The 16,078-nt window shown below is 58.1% G+C and carries 13 protein-coding genes and 1 pseudogene; 11 read left to right on the top strand and 3 right to left on the bottom strand.

Going from position 1 to position 16,078, the window contains the following annotated elements; translation table 11 throughout:
- Nucleotides 1-561: 561 nt before the first annotated feature.
- From flhA to sitD, 6 genes and pseudogenes are all read left to right on the top strand, one after another.
- Nucleotides 562-2,634 carry a formate hydrogenlyase transcriptional activator FlhA gene (gene flhA, locus CWM52_RS25270; RefSeq protein WP_100686566.1) on the top strand — a complete coding sequence of 691 codons (2,073 nt, stop codon included), beginning with the start codon at nucleotides 562-564 and terminating at the stop codon, nucleotides 2,632-2,634.
- 17 nt (nucleotides 2,635-2,651) lie between these two features.
- Nucleotides 2,652-2,807 (top strand): annotated as a pseudogene (locus CWM52_RS25265) (transporter); the annotation flags it as partial.
- Between the two features lie 195 nt (nucleotides 2,808-3,002).
- Nucleotides 3,003-3,920: a metal ABC transporter substrate-binding protein gene (locus CWM52_RS25260; RefSeq protein ID WP_100686565.1), complete on the top strand. Its 918-nt coding sequence runs from the start codon at nucleotides 3,003-3,005 to the stop codon at nucleotides 3,918-3,920.
- Nucleotides 3,917-4,738, top strand: coding sequence for a manganese/iron ABC transporter ATP-binding protein (locus tag CWM52_RS25255; protein WP_100686564.1), 822 nt, complete (start codon nucleotides 3,917-3,919; stop codon nucleotides 4,736-4,738). The genes CWM52_RS25260 and CWM52_RS25255 overlap by 4 nt, the downstream gene beginning before the upstream one ends.
- Nucleotides 4,735-5,586 carry an iron/manganese ABC transporter permease subunit SitC gene (gene sitC / locus CWM52_RS25250; RefSeq protein ID WP_100686563.1) on the top strand — a complete coding sequence of 284 codons (852 nt, stop codon included), beginning with the start codon at nucleotides 4,735-4,737 and terminating at the stop codon, nucleotides 5,584-5,586. The genes CWM52_RS25255 and sitC overlap by 4 nt, the downstream gene beginning before the upstream one ends.
- On the top strand, nucleotides 5,580-6,434 hold the full coding sequence (sitD, locus tag CWM52_RS25245) for an iron/manganese ABC transporter permease subunit SitD (protein ID WP_100686568.1): 855 nt from the start codon (nucleotides 5,580-5,582) through the stop codon (nucleotides 6,432-6,434). The genes sitC and sitD overlap by 7 nt, the downstream gene beginning before the upstream one ends.
- A 374-nt stretch (nucleotides 6,435-6,808) precedes the next feature.
- On the opposite strand, the gene CWM52_RS25230 is transcribed toward sitD, so the two are convergent.
- Both CWM52_RS25230 and CWM52_RS25225 read right to left on the bottom strand, forming a co-directional pair.
- On the bottom strand, nucleotides 6,809-7,159 hold the full coding sequence (locus CWM52_RS25230; RefSeq protein ID WP_100686562.1) for a nitrous oxide-stimulated promoter family protein: 351 nt from the start codon (nucleotides 7,157-7,159) through the stop codon (nucleotides 6,809-6,811).
- 75 nt (nucleotides 7,160-7,234) lie between these two features.
- Nucleotides 7,235-7,528 carry a SelT/SelW/SelH family protein gene (locus tag CWM52_RS25225; RefSeq protein WP_100686567.1) on the bottom strand — a complete coding sequence of 98 codons (294 nt, stop codon included), beginning with the start codon at nucleotides 7,526-7,528 and terminating at the stop codon, nucleotides 7,235-7,237.
- A gap of 216 nt (nucleotides 7,529-7,744) precedes the next feature.
- On the opposite strand from CWM52_RS25225, the gene CWM52_RS25220 reads away from it, so the two are divergent.
- The 5 genes from CWM52_RS25220 to CWM52_RS25200 all read left to right on the top strand — a co-directional run bounded on the left by CWM52_RS25220 (nucleotide 7,745) and on the right by CWM52_RS25200 (nucleotide 13,898).
- The gene (locus CWM52_RS25220; protein WP_100686561.1) at nucleotides 7,745-10,114 is read left to right on the top strand and encodes a TonB-dependent receptor domain-containing protein; all 2,370 of its coding nucleotides are present in this window, start codon (nucleotides 7,745-7,747) and stop codon (nucleotides 10,112-10,114) included.
- Nucleotides 10,115-10,275: 161 nt separating this feature from the next.
- A complete protein-coding gene (locus CWM52_RS25215) occupies nucleotides 10,276-11,307 on the top strand; it encodes a hemin-degrading factor (protein ID WP_100686560.1) in 1,032 nt (343 codons plus the stop codon).
- On the top strand, nucleotides 11,304-12,122 hold the full coding sequence (locus tag CWM52_RS25210) for a heme/hemin ABC transporter substrate-binding protein (protein WP_100686559.1): 819 nt from the start codon (nucleotides 11,304-11,306) through the stop codon (nucleotides 12,120-12,122). The genes CWM52_RS25215 and CWM52_RS25210 overlap by 4 nt, the downstream gene beginning before the upstream one ends.
- Nucleotides 12,122-13,117: a FecCD family ABC transporter permease gene (locus CWM52_RS25205; protein WP_100686558.1), complete on the top strand. Its 996-nt coding sequence runs from the start codon at nucleotides 12,122-12,124 to the stop codon at nucleotides 13,115-13,117. The genes CWM52_RS25210 and CWM52_RS25205 overlap by 1 nt, the downstream gene beginning before the upstream one ends.
- A complete protein-coding gene (locus CWM52_RS25200) occupies nucleotides 13,110-13,898 on the top strand; it encodes a heme ABC transporter ATP-binding protein (protein ID WP_100686557.1) in 789 nt (262 codons plus the stop codon). Before CWM52_RS25205 ends, CWM52_RS25200 begins: the two co-directional genes overlap by 8 nt.
- 674 nt (nucleotides 13,899-14,572) lie before the next feature.
- Here CWM52_RS25200 and CWM52_RS25195 read toward each other — a convergent pair.
- Nucleotides 14,573-16,078, bottom strand: a 1,506-nt coding sequence (locus CWM52_RS25195; RefSeq protein ID WP_206057738.1) for a carboxylesterase family protein, incomplete at its 5' end; no start/stop codon positions are given.

Here is a 16,078-nt window from a genome sequence, read left to right as displayed (position 1 = left end):
GCTGACGCCTTATCCGGGCTACCGGCTGCCGCGGATTTGTTAACGGGACGGGTTCCCGGATTGCGGCTGGCGCCTTATCCGGGCTACCGGCTGCGGCGGATTTGTTAACGGGACGGGTTCCCGGATTGCAGCTGACGCCTTATCCGGGCTACCGGCTGCCGCGGATTTGTTAACGGGACGGGTTCCCGGATTGCGGCTGGCGCCTTATCCGGGCTACCGGCTGCGGCGGATTTGTTAACGGGACGGGTTCCCGGATTGCGGCTGACGCCTTATCCGGGCTACCGGCTGCCGCGGATTTGTTAACGGGGACAGGTTCCCGGATTGCAGCTGACGCCTTATCCGGGCTACCGGCTACGTACGGACCCGTAGCGCGGCTAAGTGCAGGACTGTAGCCCGGCTAAGCGCAGCGCGAGCCGGGAAAAACCAGCATCATTATCCGGTCCAAATCCGCGGGCAGCTACGGATGGGTTGGCAGCGGCAACAACCGCTTTATTAACATACTATTATTTGTGTCATCACTTTCTTACGCGCCGCTTTGCAGGTGCGTTTTGGACCTCAGTAATGTCGTATACACCATTGGGCGATTTCGGGCAGCAAGGGCTGTTCGATATCACCCGCATTTTATTACAGCAGCCCGATCTGGCGGCGCTGAGTGAAACGCTGACCCGCCTGGTGCAGCAATCCGCGCTGGCGGATCGGGCGGCGATTATTCTGTGGAACGCCGGGAACCATCGTGCGGCAAGGTACGGCTGTGACGAAACGGGCCTGCCGGTCAGCTACGAAGATGAGACCGTACTGGCGCACGGGCCGGTGCGTCGCCTGTTGTCGCGTCCCGATGCGCTGCACTGCGACAAGGCGACCTTTGTCGAGGCCTGGCCTCAACTGGCCAGCTGCGGACTCTATCCACCGTTTGGCTATTACGGCCTGCTGCCGCTGGCGGCGGAAGGCCGCATCTTTGGCGGCTGCGAGTTTATCCGTAACGACGCCCGACCGTGGAGCGAGAAAGAGTTCCAGCGGCTGCATACGTTTACCCAGCTGGTTGCGGTGGTGACCGAGCAGATCCAGAGCCGGGTCAGCAATAACGTCGATTACGATTTGTTGTGCCACGAGCGCGACAACTTTCGCATTCTGGTTGCTATCACTAACGCCGTGCTCTCCCGACTGGATATCGACGAGCTGGTCAGCGAAGTGGCCAAAGAGATTCACCACTATTTCCGCATCGACGCGATCAGCGTGGTGCTACGCAGCAGCCGCAAAGGCAAACTGAATATCTACTCGACCCATTATCTCGACGCCAGCCATCCGGTTCACGATCAGAGCGAGGTGAATGAAGCCGGTACGCTGACCGAGCGGGTGTTCAAAAGCAAAGAGATGCTGCTGCTCAATTTACACGAGCACGACTCGCTGGCCCCATACGAGAAAATGCTTTTTGAGATGTGGGGCAACCAGATCCAAACCCTGTGCCTGCTGCCGCTGATGTCCGGCAATACGCTGCTGGGCGTGCTGAAACTGGCGCAGTGCGATGAGAAGGTGTTCACCACCACCAACCTCAAGCTGCTGCGGCAAATCGCCGAGCGCGTGTCGATCGCCGTCGATAATGCCCTCGCCTACCGCGAAATTCAGCGGCTAAAAGAACGGCTGGTGGATGAGAATCTGGCGCTCACCGAACAGCTGAATAATGTCGAGAGCGAGTTTGGCGAAATTATTGGCCGCAGCGAAGCCATGCACAGCGTACTCAAACAGGTCGAGATGGTCGCCCAGAGCGACAGTACCGTCCTGATCCTCGGCGAAACCGGCACCGGCAAAGAGCTGATTGCCCGCGCTATTCATAACCTCAGCGGACGTAACGCGCGGCGAATGGTGAAGATGAACTGCGCCGCGATGCCCGCCGGGCTGCTGGAAAGCGATCTCTTCGGCCATGAGCGCGGCGCGTTTACCGGAGCCAGCGCCCAGCGTATCGGCCGTTTCGAACTGGCGGATAAAAGCTCATTATTCCTCGATGAAGTGGGCGATATGCCGCTGGAACTTCAGCCGAAGCTGCTGCGGGTTCTGCAGGAACAGGAGTTTGAACGCCTCGGCAGCAACAAGCTGATCCGCACCGATGTCCGGCTGATCGCCGCCACCAACCGCGATCTCAGGCAGATGGTCGCCGATCGCGAATTTCGCAGCGATCTCTACTATCGCCTGAACGTCTTTCCGATCCACCTGCCGCCGCTGCGCGAGCGTCCGGACGATATCCCGCTGCTGGTCAAAGCGTTTACCTTTAAAATCGCCCGCCGCCTCGGGCGCAACATCGACAGCATTCCGGCAGAAACCCTGCGCACGCTGAGCCGCATGGAGTGGCCGGGCAACGTTCGTGAGCTGGAAAACGTGATTGAACGCGCGGTGCTGTTAACCCGCGGTAGCGTGCTGCAATTGTCGCTGCCGGAGATGAATATCGACGAGGAGACGATAACGGCGGAGGTGCTTGCGCAAGAGGGCGAGGATGAATATCAGCTGATCGTCCGGGTGCTGAAAGAGAGCAACGGCGTGGTTGCCGGGCCGAAAGGGGCGGCGCAGCGGCTGGGGTTAAAGCGTACGACACTGCTTTCGCGCATGAAACGTCTGGGTATTAACAAGGATGAGCTAGTATAAATCCGGTAGTCACTTAATTAGCCACACAAGGAGATTTTATGGCGATATCAGCACGTAACCAGCTGGCCGGTACGGTCAGCGCAGAAAGTCAGGAAGAGATGAAGCTGGTCGAGGACAGCCGGGTGATTGCGCTGATCAAAGCCTCTGCCATTCTCATCGCCACCCGCGCGTAATCCGCTGCAAACGCCGCTTCACACGAAACGGCGTTCTTCGAAACATCTTGCCACTTTCTCCGCGACAGACGATTTCCACGGTGCCATCCCCAGCTTACAAATAATAATCATTTTCATTTATAAATAGCCTGTGCCATATAACATAGCAATGGCTATAACAGATGATTAATTAACCATATTGATGTGAGGGATCCTATGCTGCACCTGCCGCCTCTGAAGCACCTGCTCTTTACCGCTCTGCTCGGCCTGCTGGCGATCGCCCCGGCTCAGGCCAGTGAAAAATTCAAAGTGATCACCACTTTTACGGTGATTGCCGATATGGCACAAAACGTCGCCGGGGAGGCGGCCGAGGTCAGCTCGATTACCAAACCCGGTGCCGAGATCCACGAATACCAGCCGACGCCCGGCGATATAAAACGCGCCCAGGGGGCACAGCTGATCCTCACCAACGGCCTGAATCTCGAACTGTGGTTCGCCCGCTTTTATCAGCATCTGAACGGGGTCCCGGAAGTGGTCGTCAGCGAGGGCATTCAGCCAATGGGGATCAGCGAAGGCCCCTATAACGGCAAACCCAACCCCCATGCGTGGATGTCGGCGGATAACGCGCTGATCTACGTCGATAATATTCGTGATGCGCTGGTCAAGTACGATCCGGTGAATGCGCAGACCTATCGTCAGAACGCTGCCGTTTATAAAGAGAAAATCCGCCAGACCATGGCGCCGTTGAAGGCGGAGCTGGCAAAACTGCCGCAAGAGAAACGCTGGCTGGTCACCAGCGAAGGCGCGTTCTCCTACCTGGCCCGCGACAACGGGCTGAAGGAGCGCTACCTGTGGCCAATCAATGCCGACCAGCAGGGCACGCCGCAACAGGTACGTAAAACTATCGATATCATGAAAAAAGAGCATATCCCGACTCTCTTTAGTGAAAGTACCATTTCAGATAAACCGGCGCGCCAGGTAGCTCGGGAAGCCGGTGCCCACTATGGCGGCGTGCTGTATGTTGACTCTCTGAGCGCCGCCGATGGCCCGGTTCCGACCTATCTGGATCTGCTACGGGTCACGACGCAAACCATCGTCCAGGGCATCAATGACGGGATGAGGAAACAGCCATGAGCGCTGATATGCCGGGCCTCGCGGTCAACCAGGTCAGCGTGACCTATCGCAACGGCCACACCGCGCTGCGCGATGCCACCTTCAGCGTCCCGCGCGGCTCAATTGCCGCGCTGGTGGGCATCAACGGTTCGGGAAAATCGACGCTGTTTAAAGCGCTGATGGGCTTTGTTCGCCTGGCCCATGGCGAGATTGCCATACTCGACCAGCCGGTTCATCGCGCGCTGCGGCAGAATCTGGTGGCCTATGTCCCGCAATCAGAGGACGTTGACTGGACCTTTCCGGTACTGGTAGAGGATGTCGTCATGATGGGCCGCTACGGGCATATGGGCTGGCTGCGGCGGGCCACAGCCCATGACCGGGAGGTTGTTGATGCGGCGCTGGCCCGCGTCGGGATGAGCGACTATCGCCACCGGCAAATCGGCGAGCTGTCCGGCGGGCAGAAAAAACGGGTGTTCCTTGCCCGCGCCATCGCTCAGCAGGGCAAGGTCATTCTGCTGGATGAGCCGTTTACCGGCGTTGACGTCCAGACAGAAACCCAAATCATCGCCCTGCTGCGCGAGCTGCGTGATGACGGCTGCACGCTGCTGGTCTCGACCCACAATCTCGGTTCGGTCAGCGAGTTTTGCGATTACACGGTGATGGTCAAAGGTACCGTTCTGGCCAGCGGGCCGACGGAAACGACTTTTACCGCCGCCAATCTCGAACTCGCCTTCAGCGGCGTGCTGCGCCACGTGGTGCTCAGCGGCGGCGAAGAGCAGATTATCACCGACGATGAACGGCCGTTTATCAGCCGCCGGACGACGGGAGGTGAAGGATGAGCTGGCTGATCGAGCCGTTCGGCTATCAGTATATGCTGAATGCAATGTGGGTCTCGGCGCTGGTGGGCGGCGTGTGCGCCTTTCTCTCCTGCTACCTGATGCTGAAAGGCTGGTCGCTGATTGGCGATGCTCTCTCCCACTCCATTGTACCGGGCGTGGCGGGAGCCTATATGCTCGGTCTGCCCTTCGCCGTCGGCGCTTTTCTCTCCGGAGGGCTGGCGGCGGGGAGCATGCTGTTTCTCAACCAGCGTTCGAAACTCAAAGAGGATGCCATTATCGGCCTGATTTTTTCGTCGTTCTTCGGTATCGGGCTGTTTATGGTGTCGCTCAACCCTACCTCGGTGAATATCCAGACCATTATTCTCGGCAATATCCTGGCGATCGCCCCGGAAGATATTATTCAGCTGGCGGCCATCGGCGCGGTTTCTATGGCGCTTCTGCTGCTGAAATGGAAAGATCTGATGGTGACCTTTTTCGATGAGAACCACGCCCGTTCCATTGGCCTGAACACCACGGCGCTGAAGCTGCTGTTCTTCACCCTGCTGGCGGCCTGTACCGTGGCGGCCTTGCAAACCGTGGGCGCCTTTCTGGTCATTTGTCTGGTCGTCACCCCGGGAGCGACTACCTGGCTGCTGACCGACCGCTTTCCGCGCCTGCTGGCGATTGCCGTCGCGATTGGCAGCCTGACCAGCTTTTTCGGCGCCTGGCTAAGTTACTATCTGGATGGCGCCACCGGCGGCATTATCGTCGTGGCGCAGACCCTGCTCTTTCTGCTGACCTTTGTCTTTGCGCCAAAACACGGCCTGTTGGCCAACCGCCGCCGCGCCAGGGAGGCCTCATGTTGCTGAGCACGCTTCTCGAACCGTTGCAGTTTTCGTTTATGGTCAACGCCATGCTGGTGGCGGTTATCGTTGCCATTCCCTGCGCGCTGCTGTCGGTTTTTCTGGTGCTGAAAGGCTGGGCGTTGATGGGCGATGCGATGAGTCATGCGGTCTTTCCCGGCGTGGTGGTGGCCTATATTCTCGGCATTCCGTTCGCCATTGGCGCCTTTGTTGCCGGGCTATTCTGCGCCATCACGACCAGTTATCTCGACGATAACAGCCGCATCAAGCGCGATACCATTATGGGCATTGTCTTTTCCGGCATGTTTGGCGCCGGGCTGGTGCTGTATGTCGCCATTCAGTCCGAAGTCCATCTCGACCATATTCTGTTTGGCGACATACTGGGGATTTCCGCCAGCGATATTGGGCAAACGTCGGCGATTGCGCTAGTGATTGCGCTGATTATTGGACTAAAGTGGCGCGACTTTCTGCTGCACGCCTTCGATCCGCATCAGGCTAAAGCCAGCGGGTTACGCTGCGGCCTGCTGCACTACGGACTGCTGTGCATGATTGCCCTGACCATCGTGGCGACGCTCAAAGCGGTGGGAATTATTCTGTCAATCTCGCTGCTGATTGCCCCCGGCGCCATTGCTCTGCTGCTGACCCGGCGTTTTATCCGCGCGCTGCTGCTGGCGGTGGCGATTGCGGTGAGCTGTTCGCTGGGCGGCGTCTGGCTGTCATTTTACCTGGATAGCGCCCCGGCGCCGACTATCGTGGTGTTGTTTACCGCGCTGTTTATTATCACCTTTGTCTGGAGTTCGGTTCGCGATAATCGAACCACGGCCCACTCCGGTGAGGCCCCGGGTCGCGGCTGACGCCTTACCCGGGCTACTTTTACTGCTGATTGCCCCGGCGCCGACCCATCGTGGTGTTGTTTACCGCGCTGTTTATTATCACCTTTGTCTGGAGTTCGGTTCGCGATAAGCGAACCACGGCCCACTCCGGTGAGGCCCCGGGTCGCGGCTGACGCCTTACCCGGGCTACTTTACTGCTGATTGCCCCGGCGCCGACCCATCGTGGTGTTGTTTACCGCGCTGTTTATTATCACCTTTGTCTGGACATCGGTTCGCGATAAGCGAACCACGGCCCACTCCGGTGAGGCCCCGGGTCGCGGCTGACGCCTTACCCGGGCTACTCCGACCGACCGCACGCAGTGTAGCCCGGCTAAGTGCAGCGCAAGCCGGGGAAATCACCGCGGCTTTTTAGGCCGGTATTTTTGCGGAAGCTCTGGCACGGGACGTCGGTCATCAATCAGGTGGCGAATCGTCAGAATCGGATGGCGCCAGAGCATTCGCGGCCCGGCCCAACGCATGATTTGCTTCATTTCTTCGCGTTTTGCCAGCTGATAGCAATGGACCGGGCACTGCTTACAGGCCGGCTTCTCTTCGCCAAACACGCACTTATCCAGCCGCTTATCGGCATAGGCGTTCAGCGCCTGATAATGTTCCACATCGGCCTGCGCGTCCGGGCAGCGGCGTTGATAGAGCGAAATCATGCTGCGGATAGTCTTTTTTTCCCGGTCAATACGTTGACCCGCCATGGCGCTTCTCCATCAATAAAGATGCAAAAATAATACACCTTTATAGCCTCTGGCGCAGCCGTTTTCCCCTGGCGCTTACGCCGGATCGGCTGACTTATCGACGTGGCCCAGCGACTTCTCCGGGAAACAGACATCCCGTACCCGGCGCTTAAGCTCCGCCGCGTCCGGGAAACCCTCATCCTGCTTGCGGTCCCAGATTTGTACGTCGTCGACGGTAATGGTGAAGATACCGCCGGTGCCCGGGACCAGCGTGACCGAGCCGATATCGGTACTGAACGTATGCAGCAGTTCCTGCGCCATCCAGCTGGCGCGCAGCATCCAGTTGCATTGGGAGCAGTAGTTGATCGTAATCGCAGCTTTGTGACTCATGATGTTCTCGCTGTATGTAAAGGGCAGATTGTAAACAACTTGCAGATTAAATGAGAAATACATGATTATTTTGTTGCAAATGATAATACCTATTATTACCATTCGCAATAATAAGTCATGGAGAAAAAGAGTCCGCTAACGGAAGCAACGGGACTCGCCTGCAAATCTGGAAGTAACGCGTGAGCCGATACTAATAATTATCAAGGCGTGGCTACTATGTATAAATCCACTCACTCACCGGCCTGGTTTAAGAAAAGCCTGCTGGTGACTTCGTTGCTTGCAGCAATCTATCAGACGACCGCCGGGGCAGCTGATACCACCGCACACACCACCACCAGCGATGCATCATTGGATAGCTCCGAGCAGATGACCGTCACCGCACCCGCTCCTCTGCTTAAAGCCGGCAGCGAACATTCGGTCAGCGCGCAGGAGTTGCAGGACAAAGGAGCCAAAGATTTTGGTTCCGTCATGCGTTACGAACCCCTGATCGGCGCAACCGGCGCCAGCGGCGGCTCGGGTAATGGCAAAAGCGGCTTCGACCGCGGCGGCTATACCGGTTATAACATTCGCGGGCTGGAAAGCAACCGCGTCGGGATTGATGTCGACGGCATCGCGCAACCGGATGCGACCGGACGCGGCTACGTCGGCCGTGCCGGTCTGAATACCTTTGGCATCGGGCGCGATTACATCGACCCGTATATGTACGGCAGCATCCATATTCAGTCCGGCGCCACCTCGACGGAAACCGCCAACACCGCTATCGGCGGCAGCGTCTCCTTCCAGCCGAAATCCGCCGATGACTACCTACATCCGGGGAAAACCAGCGCCTTCGGCTACCGGAGCGGCTACGACTCAGCCGACCGCAGTTGGCATAACGGCGTGACGGTGGCCGGCGGAGATGAAACCCTGCGCGGTATTTTCGTCTACAGCCGCCGTGACGGTCAGGAAACGGCAAATAACAGCGATAAGATTGACGCCTATCCGGCCAACTGGCACTCCGATGCCTTTATGGCCTCCGGCATCTGGCAGCCGAATGATGACCACAAGCTGACCAGCACGCTCGACTACTACCATAAAACCAACCATAGCCATTTTGACAGCTGGGATAACAACGGCAACAGCATCACTGGCGAGGCCAACCAGACCAGCCAGACTCGTCGCTGGGGCATCAGTCTGAAAGACGACTGGACGCCAATGAATGACTACCTCGACAGCATGTCGACCAAAGTCTACTACCAGCATACCGAGGCTCATGACTGGACCTGGATGCCGGACAGTACCGCCAGAGCCATGGAAACGGTCAACTCCAACTACGATACCGACACCTGGGGCATTCAGACTACGCTGGCGAAATCCATCGGCCGCCACGACCTGAGCGCCGGACTCAACGCCAGCACCATCAAAACCCAGCGTCCGTTCAGCCAGTCGCCGGCCCCGAGCATCTACAGCGAAATCATGCAGCCGGAAGCCGACAGCCGGGGCTACACTCTGGGCGGCTTCGTTCAGGATAAGATCAACTTCGATCTCGACAGCCACAACTTTGCCGTGATCCCCGGCGCGCGCGTGGTGCATCAATCTACCAAACCGGAGAGTCTCGGCGATCTGACCACCAACAGCAGCGTGTTGACGGAGTCCTCCGTCGCCAGACTGTATGGTAAAAACGCCGATACTCAGGTGCTGCCGTCCCTGACGTTCCAGTACGATATCACTCCGCGTACCATGACCTACCTGCAGTATAAACGCGGCGCCGAGTTCCCCAACGCCAGCCAGCTGTACGGCTCCTGGAACCTCGGATCCAGCTACGCCGGACGAGCGCAGTATGCGCTGATTGGTAACACCGATCTGAACACGGAAACCAGTGACAACTTCGAATGGGGCTTAAAAGGCGAAGTGGTCGAAGGGATCACGATGCGTACCGCCCTGTTCTATAACAACTACAAGAACTTCATCGCCTATAGCCGCTATACCCGTTCTGGCAATCCGGACCATTTCACCAACGTCCCGTCGAATATCTATACGATTTATCAGGCGGAAAACCGCGATAAAGCCTATATCTACGGCGGCGAAATCAGCGCCAAATTCAACTTCGGCAGCTGGTTTGACGAGGTTAACGGCCTGAGCGCGACGCTGGCCTATGGCTATAGTGAAGGGAAATCGAAATCCAGCTATCTCGGCGACAAGTATATCGACCTCGACAGCGTGGCGCCGATGAAGGCTATCGTCGGCGTGGCCTGGAACGATCCGGCGAAACGCTACGGGACCGCGCTGACCGCCACCTTCGTGAAAGGTAAGCAAGCCAGCGCCACTAACCGCGAAAGCTATACCAACACCGGTGCCGCTATTACCAACGCCTCCAGCGAATACATGCGTGTGCCAGGCTACGGCATGCTGGACCTGACGGCCTGGTGGCAGGTCGCGAAAAACGTGCGGCTTAACGGCGGCGTTTACAACATTACCGACAGGCAATACTGGGATTACCTGAGCAGCCGCAATATTGAGACGTCCACGAATCAGGATGCCTACGATAAAGCGCTGGCGACGATGCCGGGCCGGACCTGGCAGTTGGGCGTCAACGTCGATTTCTGATGGCCCGCAGAATAATCCATCCCATGGATTTCAGCCTGCCGGCGGGAGTCGCGATACGCAGACTCAGGTGAGTGATCCGACAGCCCGCGCGCATCATGCTGAAAGACAGCCTGCTCCCCGGCCACGGCCGGGGATATTCATCGTAGAGAAGGATATGAATTATGCAACACAACGCAAACGAACTGTGGCAGCGCTATCAGACCACCAAAGCGCAGGCTGGCGTTAAATATGCCCGCGATATCGCCGCTGAAATGGGCATTAGCGAAGCGGAATTAACCGCCGCTCGCGTTGGCCACGATGCGGTTCGCCTGCAGGACGACATCCGGGCGATCATTGCCGGGCTGGCAAGCGTCGGCGAGACCAAATGCATCTGCCGTAATCAATATGCGGTCCATGAGCAGGTGGGCCAGTTTACCCACCAGCATCTGAGCGGCCATGCCGGACTGGTGCTGAACCCGCGGGCGCTCGATCTGCGCCTGTTCCTCAGCCAGTGGGCCAGCGCCTTCCACCTGAGTGATAACGGCCGCCAGAGCATTCAGTTCTTCGACCATCACGGCGACGCGCTGTTGAAAGTCTATGCAACCGCGCAAACCGATATGACGGCGTGGGAAGCGCTGATTGCCGGGCAAACCCATGCTGCCCCGACCCCATTAACTATCCGCCCCGTTGATGCTCCCCGCTACGCCGCTTCCGCCGACGGCGCGGCGCTGGAAAATGAATGGCGCGCCATGACCGACGTCCATCAGTTCTTCGGGCTGTTGCGAAAATATAACCTCTCCCGTCAGCAGGCTTTCCGTCTGGTCAGCGATGACCTGGCATGCCGCATTGACCACGATGCCCTGCCGCACCTGCTGGAAACCATTCGCGAAGAGGGCAATGAGATCATGATTTTCGTTGGCAACCGCGGCTGCGTACAAATCTTCACCGGCGCCCTGGAAAAGCTGGCCCCGATGCGCGGCTGGCTCAACATCTTCAATACCACCTTCACCCTGCACCTGCGCGCAGACAGTATTGATGAAATCTGGGTAACGCGTAAGCCGACCTCGGATGGCCATGTCACCAGCGTAGAGCTGTTTGCCCAGGACGGTACGCAAATCGCCCAACTGTACGGCCAGCGTAGCGAAGGGCACCCGGAGCAAGCGACATGGCGTAGCCAGGTTGACCGTCTGACGACGGAAGGACAGAGCGCATGAAACGCTGGCTGATGTTCATTGCCGCTCTTCCACTGTTTGCGCATGCCGCCGCAGAACGCATCATCTCTCTGGGCGGCGATGTCACAGAGATCGTCTATGCCCTGGGAGCACAGCAGCAGCTGGTCGCCAAAGACAGCACCAGCACCTGGCCTGCCGCCGCGCGATCGCTGCCGGATGTCGGCTATATCCGTCAGCTGAACGCCGAGGGGATCCTGTCGTTACGCCCGACGCTCGTCCTGGCGAGCGCGCAGGCCCAGCCTTCTCTGGTCTTACAAAAGGTAGAGGACAGTCGGGTAAAAGTAGTCAATATCCCGGGCGGTAACGATCTGTCGGCGATTGACAAAAAAATCGCCGCGGTCGCCGACGCACTGGGTAAGCAGACTGAAGGCGACGCCCTGCGCCGCACCGTCGCCGCTCAGATAGCGCAAATCCCCACGCAGCCGGTCGGTAAACGGGTGCTGTTTATTCTCAGCCACGGCGGAATGAACACCATGGTCGCCGGGCAAAAGACCGCGGCGGACGGCGCTATTCAGGCCGCCGGGCTGCAGAACGCGATGCAGGGATTCGACCATTATCGCAGCATGTCGCAGGAAGGGGTGATCGCCAGTCTACCGGAGCTGGTGGTTATCTCCGCTGACGGGCTTAAAGGCATGGGCGGCGAGGCCGGTTTATGGAAGCTGCCGGGGCTGGCACAAACGCCGGCCGGTCGCCATAAACAGGTGCTGGTGATTGATGATATGGCCCTGCTCGGCTTTGGCCCGCGGACGCCGCAGGCGGTCAGCGCGCTGCGGAAAAAAGCGGAGCAGCTCCCCTGATGCGCCCCACCCTCGCTCGCCATCTGTGGTTAATGGCCTTGCTGCTGGTGAGCCTGACGCTGTTCGCGACCACTCTCGGCGCGATGTCTCTGCCGCTCGCCAGTCTGTGGCCGCCGGGGGATGAGGTGTTGCGCCATATCTGGCTCACCATTCGTCTGCCGCGCGTCCTGCTGGCGCTGCTGGTCGGCGCCGCGCTGGCGCTCTCCGGCTGCGTCATGCAGGGGTTGTTCCGCAACCCGTTGGCCGATCCGGGCCTGCTGGGGGTCAGCAGCGGCGCGGCGCTGGCGGTGGCCTGCTGGCTGGTCCTGCCGTTGTCGGTTCCGGCGCTGGTGGCGCTGTATGCCCCGATGCTGGCGGCGTTTATCGGGAGTATCGCCGTCATGGTGGTCATTTTTATCCTCAGCCGGACCGGTGAAGGTTCGCTCTCGCGCCTGCTGCTGGTCGGTATCGCCATCAATGCGCTGTGCGGCGCGCTGGTGGGAGTGCTGGCGTGGATAAGTAATGACACCCAGTTGCGCCAGCTGTCGCTGTGGGGGATGGGCAGTCTCGGCCAGGCAGAGTGGTCCACGCTGCTGGTCGCGGCCACCTTGATCTTTCCTGCTTCGCTGGTCATCTGGCTGATGGCTTCCCGTCTCAACCTGCTACAGCTTGGCGATGAAGAAGCCCACTACCTGGGAATTAACGTCCGGGCGGTGCAGCGTCTGTTGCTACTGTGCAGCGCGCTACTGGTGGCCTCTTCGGTGGCGATCAGCGGCGTGATTGGCTTTATTGGCCTCGTGGTGCCGCATCTGATACGAATGTGGCTGGGGCCGGATCACCGCGCGCTGGTGCCAGGCTCGCTGCTGGCCGGGGCGATCTTGCTGCTGCTGGCCGATACCCTCGCCCGCACCGTCGCCGCCCCCGCCGAAATGCCGGTCGGTCTGCTGACCAGCATGCTCGGCGCGCCGTGGTTTTTATGGTTGATTTTCCGCCAGCAGAGGACGACGTATGGATAATCGTGACGGCACCTGGCGCGCCACGTCACTCTCTTTGCTGCTGGGTAAACGCCGGGTCATCGACGATGTGTCGGTCCGGCTGTGCGGCGGAGAGATGACCGCGCTGATTGGCCCTAACGGCGCCGGGAAATCAACGCTGCTGCGGCTGCTGACCGGTTTCTTATCCCCGAATGGCGGTGAACGTTATGTAGAAGGACGCCCGCTGGAACACTGGTCGTCGGAAGCGCTCTCCCGCCGCCGGGCGGTGATGCTGCAACGCACACAGCTTCATGCCGACTGGCCGGTGGAAACGGTTATCGCCATGGGGCGCTCTCCATGGAGTAAACACCCGGACCCGCAGATGATTCAGCAGGTGATGGCGGAAACCGGCTGCGATCATCTGGCGGGCAGACGTTATCCTTCGCTCTCCGGCGGCGAGCAGCAGCGGGTCCAGTTGGCCCGTTGTCTCGCTCAGCTGTGGTATGACAACGCGCCACGGGGCTGGCTGTTTCTCGACGAACCAACTTCGGCGCTGGATCTTTACTATCAACAGCATCTGCTGCGTCTGCTGAAACGGCTGACCCGCAGCGGCCAGCTGCACGTCTGCATCGTGCTGCACGACCTCAATCTCGCCGCGCTGTGGGCAGACCGCATTCTGCTCCTCCATCAGGGAAAACTGGTCGCCGAGGGAACGCCGCAGGAGGTCATTCGTCAGTCGGTTATCAGCCGCTGGTACGGTGCTGAAGTGCGAATGGGTGAGCATCCCGACGTCGCCATCCCCCAGGTGTATCTGGCGCCATAGCAGGAGACGAGTACGCCCGCAGGTACTCGTCCGCCGTTCAGTTGGATGCGCATCACGACATCTATCTTGCTCATTACACGCTATTTAAAATTTAAGTCGAAAAAGGAGGCACATTCAAATTAATCAGTTAACATAGCCTTACGTGGCGAGGCTATTTTATATTTTGACAGACACAAAAGTATAATAATGAATAAAAGCTATTACTCCGAAAATAAAACTGGAACTTACAGCGTGAAATACGAATTTATTTATATGTAAATGAAGCAATCTGAAGATATTACAATCGCGCAGAACGCTATCTTTTTTGCGCTTGTGAAAATGAATGATAGCCAACACCTGCACCTCGCTGATTTCAGATGTTCTAGAGTTGAAGACCGGGATTGCTTCATCATAGAGTTCCCGATATAAACTGGATAGTGTATTTGTTATGTAAGCAAAGGCTTGAGGAGGATAGTCCAAAAAATACTGGGTGAAAAATGAAAGCCTACATTCGACTTCCTGTGCCGGTGATGCCGCCGCAATTAATTTTTCCAATGGCAAACGGAGCCAAACCAGGCTCTGGCATTTATATTTCTTGCTCGTGCTTATGCCATCGGAAATTGCAGAAGCGCGCAGGTTGATTTTTGCCCCGGCTCCCGGCGAACCTCCTTGCCCATCGGGAGCGCTATCTGAAGCTATTTGAGATGGTGGATAACGCTTATCCGCTTATCAAAATGCATGACGGCGCGCTGCTCCTGATAGCTGGGCCAGGACAGTATGTTTTCGCCGTTGGGTTCCCCCGTATAGACGAAGGCGCTTAATGCCTGCTGAAAACGACCAGTCAGCGCCTCCAGCTCGCGCTGATTAGCGCCCTGTAGCATTGGCGCAGCGACCCACTCCCCAGGGTTGCCAAATAAGAATGGCAGATCGAGGCAATGTCCGGCGCCAAGTTCCGGCAGAGGTGATTGCCAGTCAAAATGATAGAAATAGGTCTGCGGTTGCTTCCAGGCTATCTGGCTATCGGCAAATGTAAAAGCCGGGCGGATGAAATCAGCCTCACTTCGCATGTCTGCGACCACATTACGCGGGATATCCGGAATGCGCCTGGCCCTGGCTGTTTTTAGCATCAAGGCCCCCTTGTCTTTACCGTACTGTTTCTCAAACAGCGCGGTCAGCTGGCTGTCCGTCAAACTATCAAGCGGCGAGTGGCCCAGGGAGAATGAAAAGTACTCTTCCCGGGTGATGCCAATAACCGTCTTACACCACGCGGCGCTTCCTGCAGCAATAGACTGTATGGGATCGCGTGGAATAAGGTAGCCATCAATAACCGGCATAAAGGGTGGTGTGATATCCCCGTCAACGGTTTTCGGCGGCTTAATACGTTGTAACGCCGCCAGCAGCTCCCGGGAGGTGGGAACCCGCAATTTATCCACCGCATCTGCGGGATAGCCCAGCTCTTTGATCAAGAGGGAGCGAAATGCTGTCGATTCCTCGGTCGTTTTCAGCGATAAACCCAGCGGGGCACTCATCAGGATCGCCTGATCAAAAAGCGATTGTCCGATTGGCGTGCCCAGTATAACGGCAATACTGTATGCCCCTGCCGACTGCCCCACGACGGTGACGCGTTGGGGATCGCCCTTAAACGCTCCAATGGCCTGCCGTATCCATCGTAAAGCCGCAATCTGATCGTGAAGCCCAAGGTTCACCGCATCGAGTTCAGGAACAGGCATAAATCCCCATATGCCCAGACGATAATTCATCGTGACCACCGCCATCCCGCTATTTTTTGCCAGTTCATGGCCATCGTAGCAGGATAGCGAACCGCCTCCGGTCATAAACGCGCCGCCGTGAATGAATACCAGGACGGGGACGGGACGATCGGCGTTTTGAGGTACCCAGATATTGACGTGCAGGCTGTCTTCGTCCTGGCGGCAATGACAGGTGCCCATCACGGCATCCAGACGTGACGGGAGCTGAGGACAGACCGTTCCAGGTTGGGTCGCATCATAAACCTCATCCCAGCATGGGGGAGAGGATGGCTTATCAAACCGGCTTACCCCGCTACGCGGCTGCGAATAGGGAATTGCCCGGAAGGCACTGATCCCATCCACGCATAGACCACGTACTTTTGCGAATGGCGTTTCTGTGTAGTGATGTGATGGACGCCCTTTCCTGAAGCAGCCAGTGCCATACTTTACTGT

It is taken from the genome of Raoultella sp. T31, assembly GCF_002806725.1.
Lineage (GTDB): Bacteria > Pseudomonadota > Gammaproteobacteria > Enterobacterales > Enterobacteriaceae > Klebsiella > Klebsiella electrica.
The sequence above is the reverse complement of the archived record's forward strand: the minus strand, read 5'-3'. Positions and strand labels throughout refer to the sequence as shown.

Coding starts and splice junctions, on each gene's coding strand:
- flhA (WP_100686566.1), top strand. CDS start 562: ATGTCGTATACACCATTGGGCGATTTCGGGCAGCAAGGGCTGTTCGAT.
- CWM52_RS25260 (WP_100686565.1), top strand. CDS start 3,003: ATGCTGCACCTGCCGCCTCTGAAGCACCTGCTCTTTACCGCTCTGCTC.
- CWM52_RS25255 (WP_100686564.1), top strand. CDS start 3,917: ATGAGCGCTGATATGCCGGGCCTCGCGGTCAACCAGGTCAGCGTGACC.
- sitC (WP_100686563.1), top strand. CDS start 4,735: ATGAGCTGGCTGATCGAGCCGTTCGGCTATCAGTATATGCTGAATGCA.
- CWM52_RS25230 (WP_100686562.1), bottom strand. CDS start 7,159: ATGGCGGGTCAACGTATTGACCGGGAAAAAAAGACTATCCGCAGCATG.
- CWM52_RS25225 (WP_100686567.1), bottom strand. CDS start 7,528: ATGAGTCACAAAGCTGCGATTACGATCAACTACTGCTCCCAATGCAAC.
- CWM52_RS25220 (WP_100686561.1), top strand. CDS start 7,745: ATGTATAAATCCACTCACTCACCGGCCTGGTTTAAGAAAAGCCTGCTG.
- CWM52_RS25215 (WP_100686560.1), top strand. CDS start 10,276: ATGCAACACAACGCAAACGAACTGTGGCAGCGCTATCAGACCACCAAA.
- CWM52_RS25210 (WP_100686559.1), top strand. CDS start 11,304: ATGAAACGCTGGCTGATGTTCATTGCCGCTCTTCCACTGTTTGCGCAT.
- CWM52_RS25205 (WP_100686558.1), top strand. CDS start 12,122: ATGCGCCCCACCCTCGCTCGCCATCTGTGGTTAATGGCCTTGCTGCTG.
- CWM52_RS25200 (WP_100686557.1), top strand. CDS start 13,110: ATGGATAATCGTGACGGCACCTGGCGCGCCACGTCACTCTCTTTGCTG.